The sequence below is a fragment of the Streptomyces sp. NPDC052042 genome (genome assembly GCF_044548345.1).
Classification (GTDB): Bacteria; Actinomycetota; Actinomycetes; order Streptomycetales; family Streptomycetaceae; genus Streptomyces.
This window is the reverse complement of the sequence record NZ_JBIUBU010000028.1, coordinates 1-23,319: the sequence shown is the minus strand read 5'-3', so window position 1 is coordinate 23,319 and position 23,319 is coordinate 1. Positions and strand designations below refer to the sequence as shown.

Below are 23,319 nucleotides of genomic sequence, written 5' to 3'. Positions count from 1 at the left end.
GGGCCACGATACGCGCGCGGCGGGCCTACGGGGCGCAGACCCCGGGAGCCCGCCGCGTCCGGTCTCAGACGCCGGTCCGTTTCCTGCCCGCCGTACCGCTCCCCGCCGCGTCGCCGTCCGTGCGCTGCTCGGACAGACGCAGGACCGGGAAGCTGCCGGTGTTCGTCGGCGCGTGCTCGGGCAGCCACAGCACGGCGATCGCCCCACCGGTCCCCTGCGCCGCCCCCTCCGGGGCCGCGTTGCGGAAGGTCAGCCGGGCCCCGAGGACCCGTGCCTGACCGGCGGCGATGGTCAGCCCGAGGCCGTGCCCGCGCCCGGCCCGGTCACTGCTGCCGGTACGGAACCGGCTCGGGCCCTCGCGCAGCAGCGCCGCCGGGAATCCGGGCCCGTGGTCCCGGATCCGCACCACCCGGCCCTCGACCGTGACCTCCACCGGGGTGGCGCCGTGCTTCGCGGCGTTCCCCAGCAGATTGCCGAGGATGCGCTCCAGACGGCGCGGGTCGGTACTGACCCAGGACTCGTGGACGACCCGCACCCGTACCGCCGGATCGAGCAGCGCGATCCGGCGGCTGACGAACTCGCCCAGCGCGATCTCCTGCAACTCGGCCCGCTCCGACGCGCTGTCCAGCCGCGCCACCTCCAGCACGTCCTCGACCAGGGTGCGCAGCGCCTGGGCCCGGTCCCGTACCAGCTCGGTGGGGCGGCCGGGCGGCAGCAGCTCGGCCGCCGTCAGCAGACCGGTCACCGGGGTCCGCAGCTCGTGCGCGATGTCCGCGGTGACCCGGCGCTCCGCCTCGATCCGTTCGTTCAGCGCGTCCGTCAGCGCGTCCACCGCGCGGGCCAGCTCGTCGGTCTCGTCCAGGACGACCCCGCCGACGGCCTCCCGCACCCGTACGTCCGTATTGCCCTCGGCGACCCTGCCCGCTGCCGCGGCGGCCTTGCGCAGCCGGCGCGACAGCTGCCCGCCGATCAGCACGCCCAGCGCACAGCTGCCGAGCACCACCGACACCGAGCCGATGATCAGCGCCCGGTCGAGATCGCCCATGATCCTGGCGCTGCGGCCGGTGAAACGGGTGTGCAGCGAGAGCACGTCGTCGTTGCCGACCGGGACCGCCGCCCACACGTCGGGCACCCCGTTCCGCAGTATCTCGACATGCGTGGCCCGGCGGTTCTTCCTGACCTCCGCGCGCAGGCTGCTCGGCATCAGCGGGTCGTTGAGCTTGGCGCCGAAACGGGGGTCGCCCTTCTGCGGCTTCTTCGCCTCGTACAGCAGCTGCGCGTACGTCAGCCGGGTGAGCTGGACCTCGCGCGCGTTCTCCAGCATCGAGACCCGGGCGGCGTTGTGGACGACGAAGCTGAGCGCTACCGCGGTCAGCGCGCCGACGGCGGCGATCGCGATGCTGATCTTCCAACGGACGCTCGTCCGCAGCGCAGGCCGCTTCATGGCCTGAGCTTGTAGCCGAACCCGCGGACCGTCTCGATCCGGTCCTGGCCGATCTTGGTGCGCAGCCGCTGCACATGGACGTCCACGACCCGGGTGTCCCCGCCCCAGCCGTAGTCCCAAACGCGCTCCAGGAGCTTGTCGCGGGAGAGCACCGTGCCGGGTGCGGCGGAGAACTCCAGCAGCAGCCGCATCTCGGTCGGGGTCAGCGCCACCTGCTCGCCGCCCCGGTGGACCTCCATGCCCTCGGTGTCGACCTCCAGGTCGCCGAAGACCAGCACCCCGCCGACGGGACGCGGCTCCAGCTCGCCGCCCGGCTGCCCTCCCGAGGCGTGGCCGAAGCGCCGCAGCACGGCACGGATCCGGGCGACCAGGACCGCCCCGTCGAACGGCTTGGTGACGTAGTCGTCGGCACCGGCCTCCAGGCCCAGCACCACGTCGATCGAGTCCGCCCGGGCCGACAACATGATCACGGGGACCGTCGACTCGTCGCGGATCCGGCGGCACAGGCTGACCCCGTCCAGCCCCGGCACCATCACGTCGAGCAGGGCGATGTCGGGGCGGTCGGCCCGGAACGCGTCGAGGCCCGACAGGCCGTCGGGCATCGCGGTGACCGTGAAGCCGTCGCGCTCCAGCGCGAGCTGGGTGGCCTCGCGGATGACGTCGTCGTCCTCGACGAACAGGACGTGGGTCTCTGCCATCGAAACTGCTCTCAGTTCTCCGCCGGCTCGGCGGATTCCGGAAGTCCGGCCGTTCCGCTGCCGACGGCACGGTTGAAGTCGTTGTGCACGCGGTCGTGCTCGTTGAACCGGTTGTCCGCCCAGCGGTAGGTGATCACATCCTCGCCCGAGGGGTAGGCGACCGCGTCCTTCTTCGCGTACACCTGGGCCGTCACCACCAGATCGCCGCGGTCGATGGTGCCGTACACGGCGGGCTGCTCCATCGCGAACACGTTCCGGTACGCGCCGTCGGCCTCCTTGCGGTACACGTACGTGCCGACGCCCACCGAGTCGGCGCAGGTCATCACGTTCACCACGACATCGGTGGAGGGCCCGCCGGTCAGCGTCCCGTACGAGGTGTCCACCGGATACTCGGAGCCGGTGCAGGGCTTGAGGTCGGTCCTGACCCGCTCGCTGACCCTGGGGTCGTCCTTGACCAGCGCGACGGGGTCGACCCGGAACGCGGGCTTCGTCATGGCCGCGCCGGGGCTCGGCGTGACCTGGGCGACCGGCTGGGTGCCCGCCGGGCCCTCGTCGCGGGTGCCGGTGCCGCCGCTGGAACACCCGGCCGCGAACAGCGCGAGAGCGGTGAACCCGCACAGGACCCCGGAGCCCGTCACCCACCCAAGCCGGGGGCCCCGGGCGGCGGCCCCCCCGGGGGCTCTCCCGTCGAGGTCACCCTCATCGCTGTTGCCGCCGTCGCCGTCGGCTGTCAGGCCGCGCACCGCTCCCGCCCCCGTTCGTCCATACGCCTGCCCGCCCGCTCCCGTACCCGGGTGCGCACCGGGGCGCCGACGGCTGGAGCACGATCGGCCGCCGCCGGACGCCGCTCCTCGGCGTGCAGGGCCTCCCTGCTCGCCGCCTCGCGGCTCTCCAGTTCCTGGCGCAGGCGCGCCAGCGCACGGTGCAGCGTGCTCTTCACCGTACCGGCCGACATACCGAGTGCGGCAGCCGTCTCTTCCGTACTCATCTGCTCCCAGTGTCGCAGCACGACCACACTGCGCTGCTTGGGAGCCAGGACGCCCAGCACGTCCATCAGCAGGGCGCGGTCGGCGCGCTGCTCGGCGCCGTCCTCGACGCTGGCGTCGGGGAGCTGGTCGGTGGGGACCTCGTCCAGTTTGCGGGCCCGCCACCACTCGGTACGGGTGTTGATCATGACGCGGCGCAGATAGGCGTCGGCGAGGGACTTGTCGGCGATGCCGTCCCAGCGGCCGAACGTACGGGCCAGGGCGGTCTGCAGCAGGTCCTGCGCGTCCACCGGATCGGGGACCAGCCGACGCGCGCTGCGCAGCAGCGCGTCCTGCCGGGTGCGCACGTACTCTTCGAAGCCGAGTACCTCGCCCTGTGCCATTCCAACCGCCTCCGTCCCCGTGGAGCCCCGTTTCGACCGCTGTCGCCCGTTGATCGGTCGGGGCGACGTCGACGACGTTACGGAGCCGTTGTCACGAGGTTGTGCGGAGCAGCCATACGCCGACGCACGGCTGTCCATCGGTTGTGTAACAGCGGCGGAGGGCGCTCAGGGAGGGGAACGGCGGGGGCTCAGCTCAGCGGAAGCCGGTAGAGGCCGCCCGCCAGCGGTTCGACCAGGCCGTCCGCGACCAGGCCGTCCAGTGCGCGGGCACGCTGCACCGGCTCGTCCCAGACGGCGTCCAGCGCCGACTGCGGGACCGGTGTCACCGCGTCGCGCAGCACGGCGAGCAGCCGCCCGCGTACCTGCCGGTCCGTTCCGGCGTATGCCTGGCCGCGTCGCGGAGGCCCCTGGTGCGCCGGCTTCCCGGCCAGCCGCCACGCGCACTGCGAGGCGATCGGGCACCGGGCGCAGTCCTCGTTCTTGGCGGTGCAGACGAGGGCGCCGAGCTCCATCGTCGCGGCGGCCCAGCGCGCCGCCCGCTCGTCGTCCTCGGGGAGCAGCGCGCGGGCCAGCTTGCGCTCGGCGGCGGTGGTGGCGTTCGGCGGGTACTGGATGCCGGTCGCGGCCCGCGCGAACACCCGGCGGACGTTGGTGTCGAGCACCGGATGGCGCTGTCCGTACGCGAACGAGGCCACGGCCGCCGCCGTGTATTCGCCGATGCCCGGCAGCGCGAGGAGCTGGGCGTGTTCGCTCGGTACGTCGCCGCCGTGCCGTTCCGTTATGGCCTGGGCGGCGCCGTGCAGGCGCAGGGCGCGGCGCGGGTAGCCGAGCCGGCCCCAGGCGCGGACCGCCTCTCCGGGCGGTTCGGCGGCCAGGTCGGCCGGGCGCGGCCAGCGGGTCATCCACTGTTCGTAGACGGGGAGGACCCGGTTGACGGGGGTCTGCTGCAGCATGAACTCGCTCACCATCACACCCCAGGCGCCCGCTTCGGGGCGGCGCCAGGGAAGATCGCGGGCGTGCTGTTCGAACCACCCGATGACGGGAGTGTGGAGGGAGGCGGGGGACGTCTGTGTCGCAGTCATGGCAGTCATCGCACGGACGATCCTGGCACGGAAGAACAGACGATGGTTCCGCGCACGGTGGTGTCGCTCCTCCTGAGGGCCCTTGGGGTGATAATGCCACCCGTCTTGTCCCCCCGGTGTCCGGCAACCGGCCCAAAGGGGTGCCGGGCGGCCGGAGCCGCCCGGCACAACGGTCCCCCGGGTCCGTCAGCGCCGCCCGGCACGCCGCTTTCCTCGGCCGCCGGCCCTTCTGCGGCCGCCGGTACGCGGCACGGCGCCCGCACCCATGCCCGGACCGGAGAGCAGGGCGGCCACCGGCGTCCCGCTGGTCCGTACCGTCACGGCCAGCGAACGCGTCGGACGGCGCAGCACCAGGACCACCGCCGCCGACACCAGCGCGCCCATGACCAGCCCGACCGCCACGTCGTGCGGATAGTGCACCCCGACGAAGACGCGGGAGAAGGCCATCAGCAGGGCCATGGGCACGGTCAGCCAGGCCAGCCGGGGGCGGGAGATCGCCAGGGCGACGGCCGCCGCACCGGCGATCGCGGAGTGGTTGCTGGGGAACGACCAGTCACCCACCGGCGGACACGGCACCAGTGAGGCCATCGCCCCGGCCACCGTGCGGCACGGGCGCTCCTCGGTCACCACCGACTTCAGCACCTCGCTGACCACATAGCCGAAGGCCGTCGCGACGGGCGCGAGCACCGCCAGCGCGAGGGTGCCCTCGTCGGCGCGGCGGGCGCGCCACCACCCTGTGATGAACAGGACGCCGAAGACCAGAAGACCGAACTCCGTCCACACCTCGGCCAGATGTTGCACCCATGACGGCATGTCATGTGCGAAGTCGGTGACGTCCCGGTAGAGCGGGGCAGTGGCTGAACTATCCATCCGACAGAGGGTAGTCAACGGGTTGAGGCGGTCTTCCCGGTGATCCCGAAGTGGAGAAGCCGGGCTCGAACCGGGATGATGATCCGTAAAACTTCGCGGTCCGGCGGCGGGTGGGGCGGGAGTTGGTGCGGATCTCTCGTACAGTTTGCAACGTGGGATCTTTGCGTAATCCGATCGGGCCGCTTCCCTCCTCCATCTACTGGCGCCGGAGGGCCGTGGCGCTGACGCTCGTCGCGCTGCTCGCGGCGCTGATCGCATGGGCCGTCACTTCCGGCGGCCGCAAGGGGAGCATCGACGACTCGCGCTCCGGCGGTTCGTCTCCCGTCCAGTCGATCACGCCCGGCCCCACGCCGTCCGGTTCGGCGATCACGCAACAGCCCGGCGGACGCGACGAGTCGGGCGACTCCGGCGGCGGATCGGGTGGCGGGGGCACGGGCGCGGGGTCCGAAGGCGGCGACGGCGGCACGGGCACCGGCAGCGGATCGGGTACCGGGGCCGGAGGCGTCGCGGGTGAGGACGGGGCGACGACAGCCGAGCGGCTCCCGGCGGCTTCCACGCTCCCCGTGTGCACGCCGGGCGCACTCGAGTTGAGCCTGAACACCGAGATCAGCTACGCCCCGGACGAGAAGCCGAAGTTCCGGCTGGTCGCCAAGAACACGTCCTCCGCCGACTGCAAGGCCGACTTCGGGCCGAGGAGCGCGGTGCTCACCATCACCGAGGCCGGCGGTGACGACAGCCAGATCTGGTCCTCCAAGGACTGCCCGCGCACTCCGGGGCGCGTGCTGCTGCGGATCCCGGCGGGCGCGGCCGTCGTCCACACCGTGGAGTGGGACCGCAAGAAGAGCGACGCGCACTGCGCGACCTCGCCCGCGCGCTCCGCGCACCCCGGTACGTATCTGGTCGAGGCGAAGGCACCGGGCGAGCCGGTGCAGCGGGCCTCGTTCGTCCTCAGGAAGGACTGAACGGCCAGGGGGTGAACCGCGGGGGCCGGGCTGCGCGAGGACGGTCCGGGAGGGCTGGGTTCGCCAGCGGTGGGGTTCGGGCACCGCCGCGCGGGGCCCAGAGGCACGAATGCCCAGAGGCGCGAATGTGGGAGCGCGCGCCTTCAGGGGGGCGCGGGAACGCACGGGGTGCGCGGTCCCGGGAGGCGCCGGACGGTTCCCGCGGGAACGGGACGGCCTCGGACGTGCCGTTCTCAGGCGCCCGTGCTCAGACGTACCGTTCGAGGATCGACGACTCGGCCAGCCGGGAAAGCCCCTCGCGCACACTGCGCGCCCGGGCCTCGCCGACCCCGTCGACCGTCTGGAGGTCGTCCACACTGGCGGCGAGCAGCTTCTGCAGACCGCCGAAGTGCTCCACCAGCCGGTCGATGATCGCGCCGGGCAGCCGGGGCACCTTCGCCAACAGCCTGAAACCGCGTGGCGAGACCGCCGAGTCGAGTGTTTCCGGCGAGCCGCTGTATCCCAACGCCCTGGCCACCACGGGAAGTTCGAGCAGTTCGGTGTGGGTGAGTCCGTCGAGCTCGGTCAGCGCCTCGGCGACCGTACGGGACCGCTTCGCGGTCGGCTCCGGCACGTAGTCGCGCACGACCAGCTCGCGCTCCGGCTCGACACCCGCGATCAACTCGTCGAGCTGGAGCGAGAGAAGCCGGCCGTCGGTGCCCAGCTCCACCACGTACTCCGCGATCTCGGCCGCGATCAGGCGGACCATCTCCAGCCGCTGCGCGACGGCCGCCACGTCCCGGACCGTCACCAGGTCCTCGATCTCCAGCGCCGACAGCGTGCCCGCGACCTCGTCGAGGCGGAGCTTGTACCGCTCCAGGGTGGCGAGCGCCTGATTGGCCCGGGAGAGGATCGCGGCGGACTCCTCCAGAACCCGGCGCTCGCCGTTCACGTACAACGCGATCAGGCGCATCGACTGCGAGACCGAGACGACCGGGAAGTTGCACTGTTTGGAGACCCGGTCGGCCGTGCGGTGGCGGGTGCCGGTCTCCTCCGTGGGGATGGAGGCGTCCGGGACCAACTGCACACCCGCGCGCAGGATCTTGGTCATGTCCTTGTCGAGGATGAGCGCCCCGTCGAGCTTGGCCAGCTCGCGCAGGCGCGTCGCGGTGAACTCCACGTCCAGCACGAATCCGCCGGTGCACATCGACTCGACGGTCTTGTCCATGCCGAGCACGATCAGTCCGCCGGTGTTGCCGCGGAGGATGCGTTCCAGGCCGTCGCGCAGCGCCATTCCGGGCGCGACGGCGGACAGCGAGGCGCGCATCAGCGACTCGCCACCGGTGCTTTGGCCGGACTTTCCGGGCGATGTTGCCCGGTCGCTGGCTGCCACTGCACTCCTCCGGTCGCGGTTTGGCGGTGCCCTTACGTTCCTCATACCGTTCGTACGGACGGGCGAGACCAGGGCAAAGTCTACCGGCGTGCGTTCTCCTCCTGGGGGGCCTGTGCGCGAGACCGGCGGGGGAGGACTCTCAGTGCATCCCCCATATCGGCGACTTCTATGACCTTCATACCGGTCGGAACCTTCCCCGGATCGGTCGGAACCAGGGCATGTGTGAAGCCCAGGCGGTGCGCCTCAGCCAGTCTGCGCTGGACTCCCGTGACCCGCCTGACCTCGCCCGCGAGGCCCACCTCGCCGATCGCCACCAGGTTCTTGGGAAGGGGGGTGTCGCTCGCCGCGCTGGCCAGTGCCAGGGCCACCGCGAGGTCCGCGGCGGGCTCGGAGAGCTTCACGCCGCCGACCGTCGCGCTGTAGATGTCGCGCTTGCCGAGCGCGCTGATCCGGCCGCGCTGCTCCAGCACGGCCAGCATCATCGACACCCGGGACGTCTCCAGCCCGGAGGTGGTGCGCCGGGGCGAGGGGATCTGCGAGTCGACCGTGAGCGCCTGGACCTCGGCGACGAGCGGGCGCTTGCCCTCCAGGGTGACGGTCAGGCAGGTGCCGGGCACCGGTTCGTCGCGGCGGGTGAGGAACAGCCCGGACGGGTCGGCGAGGCCGGTGATGCCCTCGTCGTGCAATTCGAAGCAGCCGACCTCGTCGGTCGCGCCGTACCTGTTCTTGACGCCCCGTACGAGCCGCAGCCGGGCATGGCGGTCGCCCTCGAAGGACAGCACCACGTCGACGAGGTGCTCCAGCAGCCGAGGCCCCGCGATCGCCCCCTCCTTGGTCACGTGGCCGACCAGGAGCGTCGACATGCCGCGCTCCTTGGACGCCCGGATGAGCGCCCCGGTCACCTCCCTGACCTGTGCCATACCGCCCGGCGCCCCGTCGATCTCGGGGGAGGCGACGGTCTGCACGGAGTCGAGGACGAGGAGCGACGGCTTGACGGCGTCCAGATGGCCGAGGACCGCCGAGAGGTCCGTCTCGGCGGCGAGGTACAGATGGTCGCTGATCGCCCGGATCCGGTCGGCGCGCAGACGCACCTGGCTCGCGGACTCCTCGGCCGTGACGTACAGCGTGCGGTGGTCCTCGCTCGACGCCTTGGCGGCCACGTCCAGCAGCAGCGTCGACTTCCCGACGCCCGGCTCGCCCGCGAGCAGGACGACGGCGCCCGGGACGAGCCCGCCGCCGAGCACCCGGTCCAGCTCGCCGACGCCGGTCGACCGGGCGGTGGCCTGTCTGCTGTCGACCTGGCCGATCGGCAGTGCGGCGGCGCTGACCCGTCCGGCCGCGGTGGTCCGCACGGCGGGGGCGCCGCCGAACTCCTCGACCGTCCCCCACGCATGGCATTCGGGGCAGCGGCCGAGCCACTTGGCGGTGGTCCAGCCGCACTCGGTGCAGCGGTAGGACGGCCGGTCCTTGGCGGTTTTCGTACGGGCAGCCATGACGCCAACCGTATAGGCGGGGTACGACAACGCCGCCGGGGGCGGTCCGGCCCGCGGCGCCGGGGGGTCGCCTCGCGGCCCCGGGCATCGGTGCACGGCCGCCCCGGGGCGGCCGTCGGGCGGTGCTCGGGGCGGCCGTCGGGCCGGATGCGGCAGCGCTCGGGGGCGGACCTTCGGCCCCGTCCGGCGGAGCCCCGCGGGAGACCGGCGACCGGTGGCGACCGGCGTGATCCGGGAAGCGCGGTGTGCGCGGGCGTGCGCTCACCAGCCTGGGCGTCACGGCTGGCGGTATATCAGGTTCCAGCGCGCCGAATCAGGGATTCCTGTCCCCTTTTGAGCGATACGTTCACCCGTAAGGGGTAAATGTGCTGAAGAAATGCCAAGGGGTGCTCTCTGCTGCCTACGGTCACCGAATGACGAGCAGCAGGCTGGAGCCCCCCACGCACACCACCGGCGCACACCGGTTGCAGTACCGTGCGCCCCACTCCTCGACGCAGCCTGTGCCGCAGCGGCCCCCCGTGCGCTACGAGCCGCATCTCGACGGTCTGTTCACCTACTGCCTCTCCGTGCTCTGCGACCACGACGCCGCCACGGAGGCGCTCGGCGGTGTGCTGGCGATCGCGGAACGGCAGGAAGGGCGGTGTCCGGAGGGGGAGGAGGAACGTACATCCTGGTTGTACGCGCTGGCCAGATGGATGTGCCTGCGCATGCTCGCCGAGCGGAGGCAGGGCCACCGGGCGCACCAGCGCAAGGCCGGGAAGGCGTCCGCGAGGCAGGAGCCGAGGCGCGGACGGGAGGTGCGGCGGGAGACGAAGCGGGCGGGCGGCCCTCCGGGCAAGCAGCCGGACGGCCCGACCGGCCAGGGGGCGCGCGCCGGGCGCCGTACGTCCCCTGCCGTCGTCGCGACGGCTGCCGCGCCCGAGGCCCTTGCCACCCCCTTCCCCGACCCTGTTTCCGATGCCTTCGCGCCGGGTGGTGCGCCGGCGGGCCGGGAGCGCGCCGCCAAGGCCGAGCGTGCGGACGACTCCAGCGCCGTCGTCGAAGCCGGGGGCGCCGCCGACTCCCGGGCCGCCGCCGAGGCGCACCGTCGTGAACTCGCCCAACTGGCCTGGCCCGAGGCTGCGGGCACCACCCCTGAACAGCGCGAGGCGCTCGAACTCCTCGTGCGCCACCGCCTCGCCCCGAGCGCCGTCGCCTCCGTGCTCGGGCTCGAACCGGCGACCGCGCGCGAACTCCTGGCCGCCGCCGCCTGCGAGGTGGAGCGCACCCGCGCCGCCCTCGCCGTCGTCGAGTCCGGCAACTGTCCCACCGTCGCCCGGCTCACCGGCGGCCATCGCGTCCTGCTCTCGGCGACCCTGCGCCGCGAGCTCGTCCGCCATGTCGACGACTGCCCCCGCTGCCGCCGGGCCGCCGAGCGGGTCGGCGCCGACGGCCCCTGGCCCGGCGCGGCGGTCACCCCGGCCACCGCGCTGCCGGTCGTTCCGGCGCCCCGCTCCTCCGCATACATCGCGATGGTTCACGCCCGGCGGAACCGGTTCGGCGGACCCCGCTTCGACCGGTCCGGCTTCCCCCTGCACCCGAAGGACCACGCCGCCCGCCGCGACCGGCTGCGAGCCAGGGTCGTGACGACGACGGTGGTGGCCACGGTCGTCGCCGCCCCGGTGATCGCGTTGTGGACGGCCTACCGCGGTGCTCCGCAGACCGGCGAGGCGGCCGACGGCTCCTCGGTCGCCGCGACCGAGACGGACCTGCGCCACGAACTCGACGCCCCGCGTGGCCGCTACGAGAACGCGGGCAACGCCCGGCCCCGGCCCCTTCCCGGATCCGACGGCGGTCGCGCGGCCGAACTCTCGGCCGAGGTGATCAGCTCCGGGCGGACGCCGGGCCGGGGCGGCGGGCTCACCGTCGAAGCCCGTTCGTCCGGGACCAAGACGCTGATCCGCCTGACCGCCTCGGGCGGATCCGCGGTCGACTGGTCGGCCCGCGTGGATGTCTCCTGGCTGCGCCTGAGCAGTTCCTCGGGCACCCTCGCCGCGGGCGAGAGCGTCACCGTACGGGTGGTGGTGGACCCGCTCACGGAACCCCCCGGGCGCTGGAGCGCGCGCGTGGCCCTCGCCCCGTCGGGCTCCGTCGTGGCCATCCGGGGGAACGGGACGACGGCGACGTCGCCCGGCAGCCCGGTGCGCCCCGGCCGTCCGGATCGGCCCGACCCCTCCGGCCCGTCCGCACCCCCGCAGCAGCCTTCGGCCTCGCCGGAGCCCACGCCGCCGGACGATCCGTCACCCACACCGACCGACCCCGCGCCGTCACCGACGGATCAGGGCCCCACCGATCCCGGGCCGTCCCCCGACCCCTCCGACGCGTCGCCGCCCGACGAACCGGGCGCCTCCGCGCGGAGGCGCTGAGGACGGGGCGGGACGAGCATCCTGGGCCGCCCGGACTGCCCGCCTGTCCCCGCATGTTCCCTCCCGTCCGCCCCGGCGCAGCTCGGCGCGGACGGTTCCCGGAGCGGCCCGCCCGGGTCCGCCGCTTCCCGCCCCGGTCGACGGATCCGGTCTGCCTCGGTCGCCGGGCCCGCGGTGCCCCGTGGCGGTCCCCGCCCCGGCCGGTCGGCCCGGCCGGGGCGGCGGCCGTCAGGCCCGGTCGGCCCGGTCCATCGGTTCTGCCCGGTCGGCCCGGTCGGCCCGGTCGGCCCGGTCGGCCCGGTCGGCCCGGTCGGCCCGGTCTGCCCGGTCTGCCCGGTCGGCCCGGTCTGCCCGGTCGGCCCGGTCGGCCCGGTCTGCCCGGTCCGCCATGGTCACGGGGCCACGGGGTCCGCCGGGTGCGGTGCCATCGGCAGCGACGAGGCCATCCGCTCCTCGCACAGCGCCACCAGCCGGTCGTACCCCGCCTTGCCCATCAGCTCCGTGAGCTCCGGGCGGTACGACACGTACACCGGCTTCCCGGCACCGTGCGCCGATGTCGCCGAGGTGCACCACCAGTGCAGGTCGTGCCCGCCCGGCCCCCAGCCCCGGCGGTCGTACTCGCCGATCGACACCTGGAGGACACGGGTGTCGTCCGGCCGGTCGATCCACTCGTACGTACGCCGGATCGGGAGCTGCCAGCAGACGTCCGGCTTGGTCTCCAGGGGCTCCCGGCCCTCCCGCAGCGCCAGGATGTGCAGCGCGCAGCCCGCGCCGGCGGCGAAGCCGGGTCGGTTCTGGAAGATGCACGAACCCTTCCAGCGCCGGGTCTGGCGCTCCCCGTCCTCGTTCACCTCCGCCCAGCCGGTCCCCGTGCCGATGTCGTGGAACTGCCACAGCTCGGGGGTCAGCCGTTCGACGTGGCCCGCCACCCGCTCCTCGTCCTCCTCGTCCGAGAAGTGCGCGCCCAGCGTGCAGCACCCGTCGTCCGCCCGGCCCGCCTGGATGCCCTGGCAGCCGCTGCCGAAGACGCAGGTCCACCGGGAGGTCAGCCAGGTCAGGTCGCAGCGGAAGACCTGCTCGTCGTCGCCGGGGTCCGGGAACTCGACCCAGGCGCGGGCGAAGTCGAGGCCGACCTCGTCCTGGGGACGCACCTCACCCTCGGTCCGGGCCCCGCTCTCGGACCGGACCGGTTCGTTCGCTTCCTGCCGCCGCAGCTCCTGTTTCGTTCCTTGACGCTTCGTGTCCTGCTTGTTCGCGTTTTTAGGCTTCGTGTTTTTGCCCGGCTTCGCCTTTTTCGTCTTTGGCACGCGCCCAGGGTAAGTCCGCACTGCCGGTAGCGTTCCTGGTATGAGACTCGGAGTCCTCGACGTGGGTTCGAACACAGTGCACCTGTTGGTGGTGGACGCACACCCCGGCGCCCGCCCGCTGCCGGCGCACTCGCACAAGGCGGAACTGCGCCTGGCCGAACTCCTCGACGAGGACGGGGCGATCGGCCCCGGCGGCGTCGACCGGCTGGTGGCCACGATCAGCGACGCGCTCCAGGCCGCCGAGGACAAGGGGTGCGAGGACGTTCTGCCCTTCGCCACGTCCGCGGTGCGGGAGGCGAGCAACGCCGACCAGGTACTGGCCCGGGTGCGGGACGAGACGGGCGTCGACCTCACCGTGCTCAGCGGTGCGGAGGAGGCGCGGCTCACGTTCCTCGCCACGCGCCGCTGGTTCGGCTGGTCGGCGGGCCGGCTGCTGGTCCTGGACATCGGGGGCGGTTCGCTGGAGATCGCGTACGGCCTCGACGAGGAGCCGGACGCGGCGGTGTCGCTGCCGCTGGGCGCGGGCCGGCTGACCGCCGGATGGCTGCCGAGCGATCCGCCATCCCCGGCGGACGTGAAGGCGCTGCGCCGCCACGTACGGACCGGCATCGCCCGAAGTGTGGGGGAATTCACTCGCCTCGGACGCCCGGACCATGTCGTGGCCACGTCCAAGACGTTCAAGCAGCTCGCCAGGATCGCGGGGTCCGCGCGCTCCACCGACAGCCTGTACGTCCAGCGCGGCCTCACCCGCAAGGCGCTGGAGGAGTGGGTGCCGCGGCTGGCGGAGATGACCGTCGAGCAGCGCATCGCCCTGCCCGGTGTCTCCCAGAGCCGGGCCCCGCAGCTGCTGGCCGGGGCGCTCGTGGCGGAGGGCGCCATGGACCTGTTCGGGATCGACGAGCTCGAAATATGCCCGTGGGCGCTGCGCGAGGGCGTCATCCTGCGCCGTCTGGACCATCTGCCGGCGGAACGCACCGCGCTGAACCGGCCCGGCGGCGCGCCGGGCCGGGGGACGGGCCCGGCCGGGAGCGGTGAGCCAGGGCTCCGGTTGATCCCTGCCGGGGGCGATCCGGGATCGGTGGTCGATCCGGGAGCTGCGGCCGATCCGGGCTCGGAAGCCGGTTAGGCCGCCCACCCCGGGCCGGGAGCCGGACGGGCGGAGGACCGGGAGCCGGGTGGGCCGATCCGGACCGGGGGCCGGGTGGGCCCGGAGCCAGCGGGCGGTCCGCCCGGGCCGGGTGAGGGGCCCGGGACGTGCGCCGCGTTCCGCCATGCCCCTCGGCCATGTACCGCGTCACTTTCCGCCGAGGACCCTCGGCCGGGCGTGCCCGTGCCCGTACGCTGTCCCAGTGGCAGAACCAGTGGTGCGCGTCCCGGATGCGAAGGTCGCCCTGTCCACGGCCTCCGTCTACCCGGAGTCGACGTCGACGGCCTTCGATATCGCCGCGCGTCTCGGCTACGACGGCGTCGAGGTCATGGTCTGGACCGACCCCGTCAGCCAGGACATCGAGGCACTGCGGCGGCTCTCGGACTACCACGGCGTACCGATCCTGGCCGTCCACGCGCCCTGTCTGCTGATCACGCAGCGCGTCTGGTCCACCGATCCCTGGGTGAAGCTCCAGCGCGCCCGCGCCGCCGCGGAGCGTCTCGGGGCGACGACCGTCGTCGTCCATCCGCCCTTCCGCTGGCAGCGCGGTTACGCGCGTGACTTCGTCAACGGGGTCTGGCGCATGGCGGACGAGACCGATGTGCGGTTCGCCGTCGAGAACATGTACCCCTGGCGGTACCGGGACCGCGAGATGCTCGCGTACGCCCCCGACTGGGACGTCACCAACGACGACTACCGCCACTTCACCGTGGACCTCTCGCACACCGCGACGGCCCGCGCGGACGGCATGGCCATGGTCGAGCGGATGGGCGACCGGCTCGCCCACGTCCACCTCGCCGACGGCAAGGGCTCCAACAAGGACGAGCACCTGGTGCCCGGACGCGGCGACCAGCCCTGCGCCGAACTCCTGGAGCGCCTGGCCCGCACCGGCTTCGGCGGCCATGTCGTCATCGAGGTCAACACCCGCCGGGCCATGTCCTCCGCAGAACGCGAGGCCGATCTGGCGGAGGCGCTCGCTTTCACCCGGCTTCACCTGGCATCGCCCTCGGCCGAGCCGCTGCACGGGGCCCCGGTCGGACCGCCGCACCGGCTCCCCACCGAACCGCCGCACGGTTCGTCGACCGAACCGCCCCACCGGCCCTGAAGCCGGGCCACCCGGCCGCCGCTCCGCCCGTGAGCCGGTGACACCCGGCGGGCACGCCGTCCCGTATAGCGGACGGAATGTCCAGATCTTGGAGTCGTGGGCGTACGCTCGGAGACAGTCTTTTCATGTCGAAGGAGCGAGAGACGATGCCCCAGCTGAGGTCCCGCACGGTCACCCACGGCCGCAACATGGCGGGCGCCCGCGCCCTTATGCGAGCCTCGGGCGTAGCGAGCGAGGACATCGGCAAGCCGATCATCGCGGTCGCCAACTCCTTCACCGAGTTCGTCCCCGGCCACACCCACTTGGCTCCGGTCGGCCGGATCGTCTCCGAGGCCATCCAGACAGCGGGCGCCGTGCCGCGCGAGTTCAACACGATCGCCGTCGACGACGGCATCGCGATGGGGCACGGCGGAATGCTGTACAGCCTGCCCTCCCGCGACCTGATCGCCGACTCCGTCGAGTACATGGTCGAGGCGCACTGCGCGGACGCGCTGATCTGCATCTCCAACTGCGACAAGATCACACCCGGCATGCTGATGGCCGCGATGCGCCTCAACATCCCGACGGTCTTCGTCTCCGGAGGACCGATGGAGGCCGGCAAGGCCACCCTCGTCGACGGCACGGTCCGCAAGCTCGACCTGATCAACGCGATCAGCGACGCCGTCGACGAGAACGTCTCGGACGAGGACATCCTGCGCATCGAGGAGAACGCCTGCCCCACCTGCGGCAGCTGTTCCGGCATGTTCACCGCCAACTCGATGAACTGCCTGACCGAGGCCCTCGGCCTCTCCCTCCCCGGCAACGGCTCCGTCCTCGCCACCCACACCGCCCGCAGGGCGCTGTACGAGAAGGCCGGCCGTACGGTCGTCGAGATCACCAAGCGTTACTACGAGCAGGACGACGTGTCGGTCCTGCCCCGCTCCGTCGGCAGCCGTGCCGCGTTCGAGAACGCCATGGCGCTCGACATCGCCATGGGCGGCTCCACCAACACGATCCTGCATCTGCTGGCCGCCGCCCAGGAGGCGGAACTGGACTACGATCTCGCCGACATCGACGCGATCTCGCGCCGCGTCCCCTGCCTCTCGAAGGTCGCGCCCAACGTCGCCCCCGGCGGCACGTACTACATGGAGGACGTGCACCGGGCCGGCGGCATCCCCGCCATCCTCGGCGAACTGCACCGCGGCGGCCTGCTCAACGAGGACGTGCACGCGGTCCACTCCGACTCGCTCGCCCAATGGCTGAAGGACTGGGACGTCCGCGGCGGCTCCCCGTCCCCCGAGGCCGTCGAGCTGTGGCACGCGGCCCCCGGATGCGTCCGTTCCGCGACCGCCTTCTCGCAGTCCGAGCGCTGGGAGTCGCTCGATCTGGACGCGGCCGGCGGCTGCATCCGCGACCTGGCGCACGCGTACTCCAGGGACGGCGGCCTCGCGGTCCTCAAGGGGAACCTCGCCGTGGACGGCTGTGTCGTGAAGACGGCGGGCGTCGACGAGTCGATCTGGACCTTCGAGGGCCCGGCGGTCGTCTGCGAGTCGCAGGAGGAGGCCGTCGACAAGATCCTCAACAAGCGGGTCAAGGAGGGCGACGTCGTCGTCATCCGCTACGAGGGTCCGCGCGGCGGCCCCGGCATGCAGGAGATGCTCTACCCCACGTCCTTCCTCAAGGGCCGCGGCCTCGGCAAGAGCTGCGCGCTGGTGACCGACGGCCGCTTCTCGGGCGGTACGTCGGGCCTGTCCATCGGGCACGCCTCCCCGGAGGCGGCGTCCGGCGGCACGATCGCGTTCGTCGAGGACGGCGACCGGATCCGGATCGACATCCCCAACCGTTCGATCGAACTCCTTGTCTCCGAGGCAGAGTTGGCCGCCCGCCGCGAGGCGCTCGACGGTGTGTACGCGCCGCGGGACCGGGACCGCAAGGTCAGCGCGGCGCTGCGGGCCTACGCGGCGATGGCGACGAGCGCGGACCGGGGCGCGGTGCGGGACGTGTCCAAGCTCGGCTGAGCCGGGCACCGTCCGGCACCGGTACGCCGCCCGCGCGTACGTACCCGCGGGCGTTCGCCCGCGTCCGCACACCCGTCGCCCGCGTCCGCGCACCTGTGGGACGCACCCGCGCCCACGTGCGCGTCGGTCGGACACCCGAAGAGCCCCGAGGACCCCGCTCTCACCAGCGAGCGGGGTCCTCGCCGTCGACGGCGAACACGGACCCGTCGGGCGCGGTGCCGAACACGGTCCGGCCCACGGCGACCGGCGCGGGCAGCTCCGACGCGTAGGTGAGCGTGCCGTTCCGCAGCCGGGGCCCCGTCTGCCCCAGAAGCTTGCCCCGCTCGGCGTCCACCGCGAGCAGCCGCCCGTCGGCCGCGGAGAAGTACAACCGGTCCGGCCGGTCCTTCCCCTCACCGGTGGCGAGGACGGGGACCGATGTACGCCCCGCCGCGGTCTCCAGCTGCCAGCGAACCGTTCCGCCGCGACCGCTGCCGTCGTCGTCCGGACGCAGGCCGACGGCGACCAGCGTTCCGCCGCGGGCCAGCAGATAGACGGTGTCCCCGCCCACCACGGCCTCCGGTTCGTTCATCCGGAACGGCAGTTCCACCCGTGTCACGCGCTCGCGCTCCGGCTCGTAGCGGACGAGCCCGACCGTCTGGGCGTCTCCGTTCATGGACGTCAGCACGAGCGCACCGTCCGCGACCCCCACCGGGGTGAGCATGCCGTCCAGCCGCCGCTGCCACGCGGCCCGCCCCGTCCTCGGGTCGACGGCGGTGACGAGCGTGGTCGAGCCGTAGGCCGAGTGCTCGAAGGCATAGGCCAGTCCCGGCCCGTCGTCGTACAGCGCGTAGTCGGGGCGCCGGTGGCCCGCGATCGGGTGACGCCAGCGGGACACACCGGTCGCGGAGTCGAGCGCCTCGGTCGTGCCGTCCTCCGCGGTCAGCAGCAGTACGTCGCCCGCGGCGAAGGGGACGCCGAGGTACGGGGAGAGGTCCGCCTCCCAGACCGGCTCGCCCTTCGCGGGGTCGTACGCGCGGACCTTCCGGCCCGGCACCGCCGTCTGCACCAGACCGCCGGAGACCGAGAGCGCGGAGGCCGGCGGGGCGGTTTTGGCGGAGCGGCGGGACCACAGCACCCGGCCGTCCTCGGGGGCCAGCCGGGCCGCCGCGAGCCCGTCCGCGGCGCAGTACAGCGCGGTGGACGGGCCCGAGTTCTCCGCGTCGCCGTCCTTCGCCGGGGGCTCGCCGCCCCCTGCCGCGTGGCAGACCGGCGTGGTACCGCCCCCCTTGGCCGGGGGCGTGGCCGAGAGCGGGGTCCGCCATGGCGCGGACACGGCCACCGCGGGGGCCTTCGCGTCGTCCGCCCGGTCATCCGCCCCGCCCGTCGCGGCGACCGCCCACACCCCACCGGCGCCCAGGACGGCCAGCGCGACGGCCGCCACCGGCCACCGCCGCCCGGTCCCGCCACGCGTGGCCGTCGAGCCGTCCCGTCCGGTCGAACGCGCGCTCACGTGCGTGTCGGCGTCGTCGGCACCCGCCCTGGTTTCGCCGGCACCGGCCTCGCCGGGCCCGGCCCACGGCCCCGCTGCCGAGCCGCCGGCCTCTCCCTCCCCGGCCTCCTCCGGCCGGTCCCCGGTACGGCGCCGCTGCGAGGGTATGAACGCGGCGGGCTCGTACGAGGGAGGCCGCAGCGCCGCCATGACCTCGCCCGGGGTGGGTCGCTGCGCGGGGTTCTTCGCCAGACAGCGGGCGACCAGCGGGGCCAGATCCGCGGGCACCCCCGCCAGGTCGGCCTCGTCGTGCACCACCTGGTAGGCCACGAGGTACGGACTGTCGGAGTCGAACGGCCCCCGCCCGGTCGCCGCGTGGACGAGCACCGCCCCCAGCGCGAACACGTCGGCGGCGGGCCCGACCTCGCGCGGCCGCTGGAACTGCTCGGGCGCCATGTACGGCGGCGAGCCGATCAGCTTGCCCGTCTCGGTGTGCAGATCGCTGTCGTACGGGCGGGAGATCCCGAAGTCGATGACCTTGGGCCCGGAGTCGGAGAGCAGGACGTTGCTCGGCTTGAGATCACGGTGGATCACCCCGGCCCGATGGATGTCGCGCAGCGCCTCGGCCAGACCCGCCGTCAGCCTGCGCAGTTCGGCGGGGACCATCGGGCCGTTCCGCTTCACCTGGTCGGAGAGCGTGGGGCCGGGCACGTGGAGCGTGGCCATCCACGGCCGCGCGGCGTCCGGATCGGCATCGACGACCGGTGCGGTGAACGCCCCGCTGACCCGCCTCGCCGCCCCGACCTCTTGCCGGAAACGCGCCCGGAACTCGGGGTCCGCGGAGTAGTGTTCGTGCACGACCTTGACGGCGAGCTGGAGCCCCGAGGCGGAGCGCGCCAGGTGCACGACGCCCATGCCGCCCGCGCCGAGACGTGCCTCAAGTCGGTACTGGCCGGCGTACTCCGGATGTTCCGCTTCCGGATCGGCGCCGGCACCTCGCAGCGGCGGCATCGCCCACCCCCGTGTGTTCGTCCGCAAGCGCGACGCACGGAGCCTAGTCGATGGCGCGTGCGACAAGGGTGGGGCCTTGTAGCCTGCGCGTCGTACACGTCGTACACACCGATTCTCGACGGGGGAGGGCCACATGGCCGCGGAAGAGCACACGGAAGAACACACCGGGACGACCACGGACACCGTCGCCGCCGAGGGCGTGGCCGAGGACGTGGCGACGCTGGCGGGCGACGATGTCCCCCGCTATCCCATCGCCCCCGGATACCGCGTCAACGTCCGCAGGGGGCCGGGCACCCAGTACGGCATCGTGCGGACGCTCCCGTACGGAATGAGGGTTCCGGTCTACTGCCAGAAGGCGGGGGAGCGGGTGACGGGTCCGTACGGCACCTCGAACATCTGGAACAACATCGCCAACGGCCAGTTCGTGTCGGACGCCTACGTCCGCACCGGCAGCGACGGCTACATCGCCCCGCGCTGCGACTGACCGGGGCCGCGACCGGCGCCGCGCCCCGGAACAGGGCCGGCGGCGACCGGGCTCGCGGGCCGGTCGGGACCCGGGCCCGACCGGCGGGGCGGGGGCGGAACCGGCCCGGGGATAATCGATTCCGTGAGCGACAACAGCGAAGCACCCGGCGCCGACGGAGCCACCAGGTCCGGTGGCTCCGGCCGAGCCGCCCCCGCCGCGTCCACCCCGCCCGGCCCGCAGCCCGAGCCGCTGCCGTTCTTCGGTACGACCTGGGTCGACCACGACGGGGGCTACGGGTTGCGGCGGGCCGGTGCGGCGGTCGGCTCGCTCGCGGCCACCGTCGCCGCCTGCTTCGTGCTCCGCTTCGCCTACCAGGGGCTGGCGATCGCCGAGGTCGGCAACGCCGTCGGGATCCTGGTGGTCGTGATGTTCGCGATCTGCAGCGCCATCGCCTTCCGCAAGACCTGGGAGGGGTTCAGCCGACGGCCCGCCGATCCGGCGCGCGAGGCGAGCCTGCGCGGGCTGAAGATGATCGGCTTCGCCGGCTCGCTGCTCGCGTACTTCCTCCGTACGTTCGTGGAGGCGCCGGGCGAGCGGCTGCGCCGCACGGAGTACGAGGAGGCCCTGGCCCGCTTCGCGAAGCGTCGCTCGGCCCGCACCGGCAACCCGGCCGCCCGCAAGGGAGCCAAGGGCAAGCGCCCGAAGCGCAGGTAGTCCCGGTCACGGCCCGGTCCCCCCGTCATTGCCGGACGGAAGAGGTCCGAGTGGGTCACGATTCCCCCATGCAGCCTTCCGACACCGCGGGCGCCTCCGCGGACAACGCCGAGGGCGCCGCCCCGCCCCGCGCACTCTCCTTCGACCGCGCCGCCGCCCGGTACGCCGCGGCCCGCCCCGGATATCCGCCCGCCCTCTTCGACGCCGTTGAGGAACTGGCCGGCCGCCCACTGCGCGGTGCCCGCACCGTCGACGTGGGCGCGGGCACCGGCATCGCCACCCGGCTGCTCCACGACCGGGGTGCCCGGGTCCTCGCCGTCGAACCGGGCCCCGGCATGGCGGGCCAGTTCCGCCGGACACTCCCGCACATCCCGGTCGTGCGCGGCGACGGAAACCGCCTGCCCCTGGCCGCCGCCACCGCCGACCTGATCACGTACGCCCAGTCCTGGCACTGGACGGACCCGGCCCCGGCCGCCGCCGAGGCGCTGCGGGTCCTGCGTCCCGGCGGTGCGCTGGCCCTCTGGTGGAACGCCTCCGACCACTCCGTCCCGTGGATCGCCGAGCAGGACGTCCGCCTCCGCCGCTTCCTCGGCGCCGATACGAGCGCCCACGGTTCTCCGGACCCATCCCCGGGACTTCCTCCCGCGTTCGGGCAGGTACACCGCCGGGTGCCCTGGGCCCGGACGGTCTCCCTCGATACCCACCTCGCCAACCTCAGCACCCACTCGGCCTTCCTCGTCCTCGGCGACGAGGCCGCGCGGCGGTTCCTCGACGAGGAGCACGAGCGGCTCTCGGAGCTCTTCCCGGACGGCACGGTCGAGGAGAGCTACGTGGTCGAGCTGGTCGTGGCGGTCCGCCGGTAACGGATCCCCTTCACGGTGCGAGGATGACGCCAGGACCATCACGGCCACCGACCACCGCACCGACGAACGCAATGAGCACCGCGAGCACAGCCCGGAGGGTGAACCACATGACCCAGACAGTCGCCGTCCTCGGCACCGGAAAGATCGGGGAGGCCCTCCTCAGCGGCATGATCCGGGCGGGCTGGCGTCCGATGGACCTGCTGGTCACCACCCGCCGCTCCGAGCGCGCCCGGGAACTGCATGACCGCTACGGCGTCGACTCCGTCAGCAACGCCGAGGCCGCCAAGTGCGCCGACATCCTGATCCTCGCGGTGAAGCCTCAGGACATGGGCCGGCTTCTGGACGAACTGGCCGCGCACGTCACCGCCGAACACCTGGTGATCAGTGCCGCGGCAGGCATCACCACCGCGTTCATCGAGGACCGACTCGCCCCGAACACTCCCGTCGTGCGCGTCATGCCGAACACCCCCGTCCTCGTCGACGAGGGCATGTCCGTCATCTCCGCGGGCAGCCACGCCACCACCGAGCACCTCGCGGCCGCCGAGACGATCTTCGGCGGTGTCGGCAAGACCCTGCGCGTCCCGGAGTCCCAGCAGGACGCGGCGACCGCCCTCTCCGGCTCGGGCCCGGCCTACTTCTACTTCCTCGTCGAGGCGATGACCGATGCCGGCATCCTGCTCGGCCTGCCCCGCGCCCAGGCTCATGAGCTCATCGTCCAGGCCGCCATCGGCGCCGCGGTGATGCTCCGCGACAGCGGCGAGCACCCGGTCAAGCTCCGCGAGGCCGTCACCAGCCCGGCCGGCACCACCATCAGCGCCATCCGCGAACTGGAGAACCACGGTGTGCGCGCCGCGTTGATCGCCGCACTCGAAGCCGCCCGCGACCGCAGCCGCGAACTCGCCTCGGGCAACGGCTGACCGCCGACCGGCCGTCTCGGTCAACTCCGCGCTTCGCGCACCACCCTCTCGGGCCCACCACCGTGTCGTCGCACGGCGGTGGGCCCGCGTCGGCTGTCCACGCCCGTACCAGGGACGTACCAGGGCGGTAGCCAACGTTGGTCCCCACCGGCGGGGCCTTGACCCCGGCCCAGGCGGGGCCCTTCGATGGCCGCCGTGCACTCACCACAGGAGCCCCATCGGGTACGAACGGGAAGCCCACCGGGCTCCCGCACAGCCTTGACCAGCCTCGGGTTGACATGGCACGCCCACATCCGTAAGGTGCTCCGAGTTGTCCGACGCGAGCTCCGACACGGTCGGTCCCCGGACAGCCATTCCGCAGTAACCGCATTCGGTCGACGACATCTGTCGTCATGCCTTTTGTGTGTATGTGTGAAATGAGGAATCCGCGTTCCTGGGAACGCGACCCCGATTAGCGTCGGGGCCCGTGATTCCGCTAAAGTCTCGCTCGTCGGAACGGCCCAACGGTCGGGAAGGCGAATCCCGCTGACCGGGAATCAGGCCCGAAAGGATCTGATAGAGTCGGACTCGACGGAAAGGGAAACGCGAAAGCGTGGATCTGGAAGTCGGGAAACCCGCTTCGACCG

Annotated in this window: 20 protein-coding genes; 9 read left to right on the top strand and 11 right to left on the bottom strand. The window is 73.1% G+C overall.

From position 1 onward, the window contains the following. Nucleotides 1-64: 64 nt before the first annotated feature. The 6 genes from cseC to ACIHCL_RS31070 form a co-directional block, all read right to left on the bottom strand. Nucleotides 65-1,444 (bottom strand): two-component system sensor histidine kinase CseC, encoded by a 1,380-nt coding sequence (gene cseC, locus ACIHCL_RS31095; RefSeq protein ID WP_399867214.1) that lies wholly within the window; start codon nt 1,442-1,444, stop codon nt 65-67. Next, a complete protein-coding gene (cseB, locus tag ACIHCL_RS31090; protein ID WP_399867212.1) occupies nt 1,441-2,142 on the bottom strand; it encodes a two-component system response regulator CseB in 702 nt (233 codons plus the stop codon). Before cseB ends, cseC begins: the two co-directional genes overlap by 4 nt. Nucleotides 2,143-2,153: 11 nt before the next feature. Further along, the gene (locus tag ACIHCL_RS31085) at nt 2,154-2,885 is read right to left on the bottom strand and encodes a hypothetical protein (protein WP_399867210.1); all 732 of its coding nucleotides are present in this window, start codon (nt 2,883-2,885) and stop codon (nt 2,154-2,156) included. Beyond that, nucleotides 2,873-3,511 (bottom strand): SigE family RNA polymerase sigma factor, encoded by a 639-nt coding sequence (locus ACIHCL_RS31080; protein ID WP_399867207.1) that lies wholly within the window; start codon nt 3,509-3,511, stop codon nt 2,873-2,875. The genes ACIHCL_RS31085 and ACIHCL_RS31080 overlap by 13 nt, the downstream gene beginning before the upstream one ends. Before the next feature lie 188 nt (nt 3,512-3,699). Beyond that, entirely contained in the window at nt 3,700-4,602 is a 903-nt protein-coding gene (locus ACIHCL_RS31075) for an A/G-specific adenine glycosylase (RefSeq protein ID WP_399867206.1), read from the bottom strand. A gap of 177 nt (nt 4,603-4,779) precedes the next feature. After that, nucleotides 4,780-5,463 carry a phosphatase PAP2 family protein gene (locus tag ACIHCL_RS31070; RefSeq protein WP_399867204.1) on the bottom strand — a complete coding sequence of 228 codons (684 nt, stop codon included), beginning with the start codon at nt 5,461-5,463 and terminating at the stop codon, nt 4,780-4,782. Nucleotides 5,464-5,615: 152 nt separating this feature from the next. Between ACIHCL_RS31070 and ACIHCL_RS31065 the strand changes: the two genes are divergently transcribed. Continuing rightward, on the top strand, nt 5,616-6,425 hold the full coding sequence (locus ACIHCL_RS31065; RefSeq protein WP_399867203.1) for a hypothetical protein: 810 nt from the start codon (nt 5,616-5,618) through the stop codon (nt 6,423-6,425). 247 nt (nt 6,426-6,672) lie between these two features. On the opposite strand, the gene disA is transcribed toward ACIHCL_RS31065, so the two are convergent. After that, nucleotides 6,673-7,797, bottom strand: a complete 1,125-nt coding sequence (gene disA, locus ACIHCL_RS31060; RefSeq protein ID WP_399867201.1) for a DNA integrity scanning diadenylate cyclase DisA — start codon at nt 7,795-7,797, stop codon at nt 6,673-6,675. Between the two features lie 80 nt (nt 7,798-7,877). Further along, nucleotides 7,878-9,290 (bottom strand): DNA repair protein RadA, encoded by a 1,413-nt coding sequence (gene radA / locus ACIHCL_RS31055; protein ID WP_399867200.1) that lies wholly within the window; start codon nt 9,288-9,290, stop codon nt 7,878-7,880. A 413-nt stretch (nt 9,291-9,703) separates the two neighbouring features. Here radA and ACIHCL_RS31050 point away from each other — a divergent pair, with 413 nt between their 5' ends. Further along, nucleotides 9,704-11,695, top strand: coding sequence for a hypothetical protein (locus ACIHCL_RS31050; RefSeq protein ID WP_399867197.1), 1,992 nt, complete (start codon nt 9,704-9,706; stop codon nt 11,693-11,695). Nucleotides 11,696-11,923: 228 nt separating this feature from the next. On the opposite strand, the gene ACIHCL_RS31045 is transcribed toward ACIHCL_RS31050, so the two are convergent. Beyond that, nucleotides 11,924-12,091 (bottom strand): hypothetical protein, encoded by a 168-nt coding sequence (locus ACIHCL_RS31045; protein ID WP_399867196.1) that lies wholly within the window; start codon nt 12,089-12,091, stop codon nt 11,924-11,926. Next, on the bottom strand, nt 12,088-13,002 hold the full coding sequence (locus tag ACIHCL_RS31040) for a hypothetical protein (protein WP_399867195.1): 915 nt from the start codon (nt 13,000-13,002) through the stop codon (nt 12,088-12,090). Before ACIHCL_RS31040 ends, ACIHCL_RS31045 begins: the two co-directional genes overlap by 4 nt. A gap of 40 nt (nt 13,003-13,042) precedes the next feature. Between ACIHCL_RS31040 and ACIHCL_RS31035 the strand changes: the two genes are divergently transcribed. The 3 genes from ACIHCL_RS31035 (at nt 13,043) to ilvD (ending at nt 17,251) form a co-directional block, all read left to right on the top strand. After that, nucleotides 13,043-14,128: a Ppx/GppA family phosphatase gene (locus ACIHCL_RS31035; protein WP_399867192.1), complete on the top strand. Its 1,086-nt coding sequence runs from the start codon at nt 13,043-13,045 to the stop codon at nt 14,126-14,128. Nucleotides 14,129-14,351: 223 nt separating this feature from the next. Next, nucleotides 14,352-15,254: a sugar phosphate isomerase/epimerase family protein gene (locus ACIHCL_RS31030; protein ID WP_399867190.1), complete on the top strand. Its 903-nt coding sequence runs from the start codon at nt 14,352-14,354 to the stop codon at nt 15,252-15,254. A gap of 146 nt (nt 15,255-15,400) precedes the next feature. Next, nucleotides 15,401-17,251 (top strand): dihydroxy-acid dehydratase, encoded by a 1,851-nt coding sequence (gene ilvD, locus ACIHCL_RS31025; RefSeq protein WP_399867303.1) that lies wholly within the window; start codon nt 15,401-15,403, stop codon nt 17,249-17,251. A gap of 160 nt (nt 17,252-17,411) precedes the next feature. On the opposite strand, the gene ACIHCL_RS31020 is transcribed toward ilvD, so the two are convergent. Continuing rightward, nucleotides 17,412-19,733, bottom strand: a complete 2,322-nt coding sequence (locus tag ACIHCL_RS31020) for a serine/threonine-protein kinase (protein WP_399867188.1) — start codon at nt 19,731-19,733, stop codon at nt 17,412-17,414. Nucleotides 19,734-19,866: 133 nt separating this feature from the next. Here ACIHCL_RS31020 and ACIHCL_RS31015 point away from each other — a divergent pair, with 133 nt between their 5' ends. The 4 genes from ACIHCL_RS31015 (at nt 19,867) to proC (ending at nt 22,693) form a co-directional block, all read left to right on the top strand. Continuing rightward, entirely contained in the window at nt 19,867-20,217 is a 351-nt protein-coding gene (locus tag ACIHCL_RS31015; RefSeq protein ID WP_399867187.1) for an SH3 domain-containing protein, read from the top strand. Between the two features lie 123 nt (nt 20,218-20,340). Then, nucleotides 20,341-20,913 carry a hypothetical protein gene (locus ACIHCL_RS31010; protein WP_399867185.1) on the top strand — a complete coding sequence of 191 codons (573 nt, stop codon included), beginning with the start codon at nt 20,341-20,343 and terminating at the stop codon, nt 20,911-20,913. Nucleotides 20,914-20,981: 68 nt separating this feature from the next. Then, nucleotides 20,982-21,776: a class I SAM-dependent methyltransferase gene (locus tag ACIHCL_RS31005; protein ID WP_399867183.1), complete on the top strand. Its 795-nt coding sequence runs from the start codon at nt 20,982-20,984 to the stop codon at nt 21,774-21,776. A 107-nt stretch (nt 21,777-21,883) separates the two neighbouring features. Beyond that, nucleotides 21,884-22,693 (top strand): pyrroline-5-carboxylate reductase, encoded by an 810-nt coding sequence (proC, locus tag ACIHCL_RS31000; protein ID WP_399867182.1) that lies wholly within the window; start codon nt 21,884-21,886, stop codon nt 22,691-22,693. The last annotated feature ends 626 nt before the right edge of the window (nt 22,694-23,319 follow it).

What these genes read in the sequence shown, in the direction of transcription:
- cseC (WP_399867214.1), bottom strand. Translation starts at nt 1,444, where the DNA reads ATGAAGCGGCCTGCGCTGCGGACGAGCGTCCGTTGGAAGATCAGCATC.
- cseB (WP_399867212.1), bottom strand. Translation starts at nt 2,142, where the DNA reads ATGGCAGAGACCCACGTCCTGTTCGTCGAGGACGACGACGTCATCCGC.
- ACIHCL_RS31080 (WP_399867207.1), bottom strand. Translation starts at nt 3,511, where the DNA reads ATGGCACAGGGCGAGGTACTCGGCTTCGAAGAGTACGTGCGCACCCGG.
- ACIHCL_RS31075 (WP_399867206.1), bottom strand. Translation starts at nt 4,602, where the DNA reads ATGACTGCCATGACTGCGACACAGACGTCCCCCGCCTCCCTCCACACT.
- ACIHCL_RS31070 (WP_399867204.1), bottom strand. Translation starts at nt 5,463, where the DNA reads ATGGATAGTTCAGCCACTGCCCCGCTCTACCGGGACGTCACCGACTTC.
- radA (WP_399867200.1), bottom strand. Translation starts at nt 9,290, where the DNA reads ATGGCTGCCCGTACGAAAACCGCCAAGGACCGGCCGTCCTACCGCTGC.
- ACIHCL_RS31050 (WP_399867197.1), top strand. Translation starts at nt 9,704, where the DNA reads ATGACGAGCAGCAGGCTGGAGCCCCCCACGCACACCACCGGCGCACAC.
- ACIHCL_RS31035 (WP_399867192.1), top strand. Translation starts at nt 13,043, where the DNA reads ATGAGACTCGGAGTCCTCGACGTGGGTTCGAACACAGTGCACCTGTTG.
- ilvD (WP_399867303.1), top strand. Translation starts at nt 15,401, where the DNA reads ATGCCCCAGCTGAGGTCCCGCACGGTCACCCACGGCCGCAACATGGCG.
- ACIHCL_RS31020 (WP_399867188.1), bottom strand. Translation starts at nt 19,733, where the DNA reads ATGCCGCCGCTGCGAGGTGCCGGCGCCGATCCGGAAGCGGAACATCCG.
- ACIHCL_RS31015 (WP_399867187.1), top strand. Translation starts at nt 19,867, where the DNA reads ATGGCCGCGGAAGAGCACACGGAAGAACACACCGGGACGACCACGGAC.
- ACIHCL_RS31005 (WP_399867183.1), top strand. Translation starts at nt 20,982, where the DNA reads ATGCAGCCTTCCGACACCGCGGGCGCCTCCGCGGACAACGCCGAGGGC.
- proC (WP_399867182.1), top strand. Translation starts at nt 21,884, where the DNA reads ATGACCCAGACAGTCGCCGTCCTCGGCACCGGAAAGATCGGGGAGGCC.